7 protein-coding genes are annotated in these 6,258 nt (G+C 40.6%); 2 read left to right on the top strand and 5 right to left on the bottom strand.

Annotation, left to right across the window (positions count from 1 at the left end):
- Positions 1–543, bottom strand: a 543-nt coding sequence (gene lepB / locus HR060_RS08170; RefSeq protein WP_174199807.1) for a signal peptidase I, incomplete at its 3' end; no start/stop codon positions are given.
- 242 nt (positions 544–785) lie between these two features.
- On the opposite strand from lepB, the gene HR060_RS08165 reads away from it, so the two are divergent.
- A complete protein-coding gene (locus tag HR060_RS08165; protein WP_217434891.1) occupies positions 786–1,409 on the top strand; it encodes a YitT family protein in 624 nt (207 codons plus the stop codon).
- Between the two features lie 300 nt (positions 1,410–1,709).
- On the opposite strand, the gene HR060_RS08160 is transcribed toward HR060_RS08165, so the two are convergent.
- Complete coding sequence (locus HR060_RS08160; RefSeq protein ID WP_174199806.1) at positions 1,710–2,048, bottom strand: ribonuclease E inhibitor RraB; 339 nt, start codon at positions 2,046–2,048, stop codon at positions 1,710–1,712.
- Between the two features lie 74 nt (positions 2,049–2,122).
- Positions 2,123–2,593, bottom strand: coding sequence for a GNAT family N-acetyltransferase (locus HR060_RS08155; protein WP_174199805.1), 471 nt, complete (start codon positions 2,591–2,593; stop codon positions 2,123–2,125).
- Positions 2,594–2,759: 166 nt separating this feature from the next.
- Between HR060_RS08155 and HR060_RS08150 the strand changes: the two genes are divergently transcribed.
- Positions 2,760–3,638, top strand: coding sequence for a LysR family transcriptional regulator (locus HR060_RS08150; protein ID WP_174199804.1), 879 nt, complete (start codon positions 2,760–2,762; stop codon positions 3,636–3,638).
- A 38-nt stretch (positions 3,639–3,676) separates the two neighbouring features.
- Here the strand turns inward: HR060_RS08150 and HR060_RS08145 are convergent, their stop codons facing one another.
- Together HR060_RS08145 and HR060_RS08140 are read right to left on the bottom strand one after the other, a co-directional pair.
- Complete coding sequence (locus HR060_RS08145) at positions 3,677–4,291, bottom strand: MlaC/ttg2D family ABC transporter substrate-binding protein (protein WP_174199803.1); 615 nt, start codon at positions 4,289–4,291, stop codon at positions 3,677–3,679.
- Between the two features lie 262 nt (positions 4,292–4,553).
- Positions 4,554–6,074: a YifB family Mg chelatase-like AAA ATPase gene (locus HR060_RS08140; protein ID WP_174199802.1), complete on the bottom strand. Its 1,521-nt coding sequence runs from the start codon at positions 6,072–6,074 to the stop codon at positions 4,554–4,556.
- Positions 6,075–6,258 lie beyond the last annotated feature (184 nt).

The following is a 6,258-nucleotide window of genomic DNA, read 5'->3' as shown; positions in this document are numbered from 1 at the left end:
TCTTGGCACAAAGCCTATCATTCTCGAGTCAGCGCTATTATCTCTGTTGTCACCTAGCACTAAATAATGGTTGGCTGGTACTTCAACTTCGGCAAAACTAGCTGACAACGTGTTCGCTTGCTCTAAGCGAATGTTATATTGATGCCCAGCCATTTTTTCTTTTACTACTAAATGGTCATCTGCCATTTGCATTTCAGATAGCGCAATAGCCTGGTCATTAATAAACAATTGATGCTGTTTCATGGCAACGCGATCACCAGGTAAACCAACCACTCTTTTAACTAAGCGCTTATCAGAAACTTTAGAATCAAAAATAACAATGTCACCTCGCTTTGGCTGACCTGTTTGTATTAATGAGATATGAGTAAAAGGTACACGTAAATCATAAGCCATTTTATTGACCCAAATTCGATCGCCTTCTTTAATTGTTGGTTGCATTGAACCTGTAGGTACATCACTCCAATCGGCGATAGCACTTCTGAAGATCAACATTGATGTAATCAGTACAATAAAAGATAAATTTTGCTTAATTAGCTTGCCCATAGGTTGTATCTATTCCATTTAAACATTGAACTAGTCCGATTAAATTAAATTAGATAAGTTCTAAAGATTGAGACAAGCCACCAAAAAATCGAGATAACACTTCAGGTAAATCATGGTGTAAAAATAAATTTACACCATTTACATACAGATCGATTCTCAACAGTAAAGATAAATTTCCACTAAAACTGGCACCACTTCATTCAATCAGTATAATTTTGCGCCCCATTAACGAGGAGTGAAGTATGTCAGCGACTGTCTCTGAACAAAAAATGATAAGACACCCTATTATTGAAGACTTTCTTGCCTGTGTTTGTGCCAGTTTCCTTATGGCTTTAGGCGTTATGTTTTTCAAAGAAGTTGGCTTATTAACCGGTGGAGCCGCGGGTATTGCCCTGATTATTGATCAACTCACCAATTTATCTTTTGGCCAAGCATTCGCTCTACTTAATTTACCTTTTTACATTCTTGCTTGGTTCAGAATGAGTAAACGCTTCACAATTAACAGCGTTATTTGTGTCGTATTAATTTCAATTGTCGTGGATCAGCTTCATTTTCTGGTTAGCCTAGAAAATATTGACCCTATCTTTGCCGCACTAATGGGTGGCTCTATGATGGGGATTAGCCTGATCATGCTATTCAGGCATCAATCAAGTGCAGGCGGCTTAGGTGTATTAGCATTATTCCTACAAGATAAATTTGGTATTCGCGCAGGAAAGTTCCAGATGGCTGCTGATGTAATGATACTTGTTGCCTCATTTTTCTTGGTCAGCCCTTATTTATTAGTGCTTTCTGTAGTAGGCGCAATTGTCCTTAATGTCCATATCGCACTTAATCACAAACCGGGACGTTACAATATTACGGGGTAAATTCCAGACAAAAAAAAGCCCGTCGGGAAACGGGCTCGCTATAAATTGGCTCAGGGGTTTTAAACAAAAATACATTCCAATTACATATATTCAGACGCTCGTAATAACAATTAGTTCAAATTATTTTTATTTTTTTGAATTTTCTGAATAACGGGCAAAAAAAAGCCCACTTAATCAAGTGGGCTCGCTATCTCTAGCTAAGGGAGATTTTTAACAAAAATACATTCCAATCACATGTATTCCGACTGCCCTCTTTTTAATAAGTTCAAAAAATAATTAATATTTTTTAGATAGTTAACTTTATTCGAACGATACGCCCCAGCCATCTGAATAACCACGCACACTCTCTACACATTCAGTGAACGCTTCATCAATTGCTGTAATAACGGCGTGCTCGAGCTTAATTGACAATGATGCGACTAATTCAAACCCACCGCCTTCTTCTGGTTTACCAACACTGACTTCGCTAAATTTTAAGCCGTCAATTGTTAGTTTTTTTACGGTATCAATGGCGGCATTAGCGCGATCTTCAAATTCGAATGCAGCAAAAAAATCGACTTGATAGGTTTGTTCAAAGTCGATACCTGCTTCGGCCATCTCTGCTAAGATCTCACCGTTTTCATCATCAGGAAAAGTCATAGGGAATACTCAATCTATTTTATTGGGCTCAGTGTATCAAAGCTGGATCAGATGCCCAATGTTTTGTTAAGCCTTTACAAGGGCTTTTGCCAAAACTCTGCCACATCATCTCCTAGCTTGTATTGTGCAAAGCCCGCTTTGCTATAAACCACCTTAGCAGCTGTATTATTAGAAAGTACCTCCAGTGTTACTTTGCAGAACCCTTGTTCAGCGGCATATTCATTGATATGTGCCATTAACTTTTGTCCAATACCCTGCCCCCTGTAACCTGGCATAACAGCAAAATCGTGAATATTGAGCAAAGGTTTAGCATAAAAGCTGGAAAAACCTCTGAAGCAGTTGGCCAATGCGATAGGCTCCTCACCTTGCCAGACTATAAACCCTACATAGATGTCTTGCTGCTTTAGCTCATCAATGAGCCTAGTTTTGACATCAAGACTTAAATCCTCGCCACCTCCTTTAGGGTCACAAGCATAAGCAGAAAGTAAAGTCAGTAAAGCTTGGGCATCATTTGTCTGGGTTAAGTCTATTTGCCTAATTTCCATTTTTTATCCTAATTCAGGGCACATCCCCCAACCATGCCCAAGCAAGATTCAAAACGCAATCCGCTTTGGTTTAAACCACAAAAGCCATAGACTTATTACTTTATATCTTCGTTTAATTAGTACTGTTGAGGCTATAATTAACCAAAACAGCCATAAAATCAGAAAAATGAGAACAACATTAGAACAGTGGCGCATGCTCAAAGCGGTGATCGACCACGGTGGTTTTGCTCATGCCAGCGAAGCAATTTATAAAAGCCAATCGAGTATTAATACCGCAGTGCACAAGCTGCAAGATACTTTAGGTGTCAGACTACTTGAGGTTCAAGGGCGAAAAGCGGTGCTCACCGAACAAGGAAAACTACTGCTCAGAAGAGCTGAAATGTTAATCGCTGATGCCGAGAAAATAGAAGATGTCGCGGCAAGCCTAGGGCAAGGGGTAGAAGCAGAAATAAGGATTGCCGTTGATATGGCCTACCCAGATAACAAGCTTCACCATGCTTTAACGCAATTATCGGAGCGCTACCCGCAAACCAGTATTGAGTTGTTTGAAACGGTATTAGGCGGCAGTAATGAAATGCTAAAAAAAGATGAAGTCGCAATCGCCATTGCAACTCATATTGATGAAGATATTGAAACGACTCGGCTTTGCACGGTTGAGTTTCTCTGCGTTGCTGCACCGAACCATCCATTATTTGATTTAGAATCGGTCAGTTACCAGGACCTAAAACGCTACAGGCAGATAGTTGTTCGAGATTCTGCATCCAACAGAGAAATAAATGCGGGTTGGTTAGGCGCAGAGCAGAGGTGGACGGTTGATAACATCCTAACGTCTTTGCGCTTACTAAAAAAAGGATTGGGTTATGCCAATATCCCTATGCATTTGGCCGAAGATGAAATTGCAGCAGGGCGATTAAAAGTACTCAATATTAGGGACAAAAACGAGAGCAAAGGAGATTTGGTTTTAGCCTGTAAAGATACCGAATTACTTGGGCCTGCAGCACAGTACCTATATCACACCTTGCAGGCTCAAGAAAAAATGGGCTAACTACTCAATAGCCCGATATTCGCTTTGGAGAAGCAAAATTAATTACTGGCCATCACCTCTGGGTTTGGCTTAGCGAGCTTTTTTTCTAACGCGGCATTGAGCTGAGCTAAACCTTGGTTGCGCAATATTGATTTGTAATCTTGTTTGAAGGTATTGACCATAGAGATACCTTCAGCTTGAACGTCGTAAACGCGCCAGTTGTCTTTTCGTTTGATTAAACGGTACTTAACAGGTACATCATTACCCTTGATAACTATTTTGGTATTCACTTCAGCGTAACGTTTTTTGTTAATTTTCTGGTTTTCAAAACTCACTTTTTCATCTGTATATTGATTTAATAAACCAAAGTAGGTTTTCACCAAAACTTGCTGGAATAAATCAGTAAACTTGCTTTTATCTTCTTTACTTGCGTGTTGCCAATGACGTCCAAGCACGCGTTGAGAGGATGCTTTAAGGTCCATTCTTTGATCAAGTATGTTGTGAAAAACTTGTTTTTTATCTTCGGCAGATAAAGACTCGTTGGTGATCACTTCGATAAATTGCTCTACCGTCGTTTCGACCACTTCAATAGGTGGCGCTTGATTGGCCAAAGCCACATGACTGGTGAATAACAAGCACAAGCTTGCTAATAAAAATTTGATTTGAGACATCATTCCTTGCTCCCATCATTACTCGTTGAAATAACCCTATTCTGACCGTTTTAGCTGCTACGTCCATGGCATTAAATCGATCATACAATTCGATTTTATCGAATCGTTTACATCAAATAGTAACCACCAAGTATAGTACTGGAACACAACAAATGCTCATTTTTGCGGTCAGTATTGTCATTTTTATGACCAGTACCTTGCAGCTTTAAGTGTATTTTGGGTGATGTGGATTTAAGATGCTGTATCAAAGTGTAACTGAGGGCATTTAATGGGTTTTTAATGACAGTAATAATCTATCCATAGCTCGATATCCCAAAGCTTCAGTTAAATGCTGCCGTGCAATTTGGTTTTGCTGTTGTAAGTCTGCAATGGTGCGCGCTACCTTAATCACTCTGTGATAAGCACGTGTTGATAAACCCAGCTGCTCCATCGCATTTTCTAAAAATCGTCCATCCGCTGGGGTGAGTTGGCAATATTGATTGAGCTCTCTATTTGATAACTCACTGTTAAGCTTGCCTTGCCTACTGTGTTGCACAGCAACAGCGTTAATTACTTGCTGACGAATTTCTGCGCTCGATAACCCACGGTCTTGAGATTGCGAAGATAATGCCCTTTTTGGGAGTCGACTCACTTCAATTTGTACATCAACTCTATCTAGAAAGGGGCCAGATATTTTGCTTAAGTAACGTAGCATTTGCTCAGGTGTTGAACGCATTTTCTCATCATTATAATGGCCACAAGGACTTGGATTCAGTGCGGCAACCAATAAAAACTTAGCTGGAAATTCAGCCTGTCTTGCCGCGCGAGAAATCACCACAGACCCTGACTCCAAAGGCTCTCTTAACACATCCAACACTTTTCGGTCATATTCGGGTAGCTCATCTAAAAATAAAACGCCGTTGTGAGCCAATGAGATTTCGCCTGGTCGTGGATTTGAACTTCCTCCAACTAATGCGACCGCAGAGCATGTATGATGTGGTGCTCTAAAGGGCCTTTGTCGCCAATTATCTTGCTCTGCCGCCAACCCAACAACCGAATGAATAGCCATAGTTGTTAGCGCTTGTTCATCGGACATCGGTGGCATAATAGTGGCGAGCCTAGATGCAAGCATTGTCTTACCTGTTCCGGGAGGCCCTAACATAAGTAAGTGGTGATTACCGGCGGCACAAATAGCCAGAGCTCTTTTAGCAAAGGGTTGGCCGATAATATCCTGCATATCTTGTTGGAATACAGCCTGATATTCGCTGCAATCAGCTTCAAAGGGCAATAAAAGCTGCTGACCGGTTAGATGAAAAAATACATCTTTTAATTGCTGTGCAGCAAATACCTTTGCTTGTTTTATTTTGGCGGCCGTTTGGGCATTTTTAACGGGTAATATAACTTGCCGATTGTGTTTTGCCGCGGCCATCGCTAGTGGTATTTCCCCAACAATAGGCATCAGTTCTCCCGTTAAAGCAAGCTCCCCCGCAAATTCATAATCGTCGAGAGCAGGCAGCGGAAGCTGAGCTGAAGCCGCTAAAATACCCAAGGCAATGGGTAAATCAAATCGCCCGCCTTCTTTGGGCAAATCAGCAGGCGATAAATTAACGGTAATCTTATCATCGGGAAATATAAAGCCGCTGTTGATAATGGCACTGCGTACTCTGTCACGAGACTCTTTCACAGAGGCTTCAGGTAAACCAACCAAGTTAAAACCGGGCTGCCCTGGTGATAAATGCACTTCCACTCTAACTTGTGGTGCTTCAATGCCGATTCTAGCGCGGCTATATAAAACAGCTAATGACATAACATTCTTTTTGCGTGGTTTTAAATGTAACCTTCAGTATAGACACAATGTCATTAAGCCAAGTGAATTTAGTTAAAAATTAAGCTTGTTAATTTACAAAACTTAACTAAAATGACGATACGTCAAATTTGACGTTTTGTATAATTTTAGGTTTGGTCAATTATGGGTCAATGGTTTAAGCAAC

It is taken from the genome of Marinifaba aquimaris (genome assembly GCF_013328345.1).
Classification (GTDB): domain Bacteria; phylum Pseudomonadota; class Gammaproteobacteria; order Enterobacterales; family Alteromonadaceae; genus Marinifaba; species Marinifaba aquimaris.
This window is presented reverse-complemented; position numbering and strand designations above follow the sequence as displayed.

What these genes read in the sequence shown, in the direction of transcription:
- HR060_RS08165 (WP_217434891.1), top strand. Translation starts at nt 786, where the DNA reads ATGTCAGCGACTGTCTCTGAACAAAAAATGATAAGACACCCTATTATT.
- HR060_RS08160 (WP_174199806.1), bottom strand. Translation starts at nt 2,048, where the DNA reads ATGACTTTTCCTGATGATGAAAACGGTGAGATCTTAGCAGAGATGGCC.
- HR060_RS08155 (WP_174199805.1), bottom strand. Translation starts at nt 2,593, where the DNA reads ATGGAAATTAGGCAAATAGACTTAACCCAGACAAATGATGCCCAAGCT.
- HR060_RS08150 (WP_174199804.1), top strand. Translation starts at nt 2,760, where the DNA reads ATGAGAACAACATTAGAACAGTGGCGCATGCTCAAAGCGGTGATCGAC.
- HR060_RS08145 (WP_174199803.1), bottom strand. Translation starts at nt 4,291, where the DNA reads ATGATGTCTCAAATCAAATTTTTATTAGCAAGCTTGTGCTTGTTATTC.
- HR060_RS08140 (WP_174199802.1), bottom strand. Translation starts at nt 6,074, where the DNA reads ATGTCATTAGCTGTTTTATATAGCCGCGCTAGAATCGGCATTGAAGCA.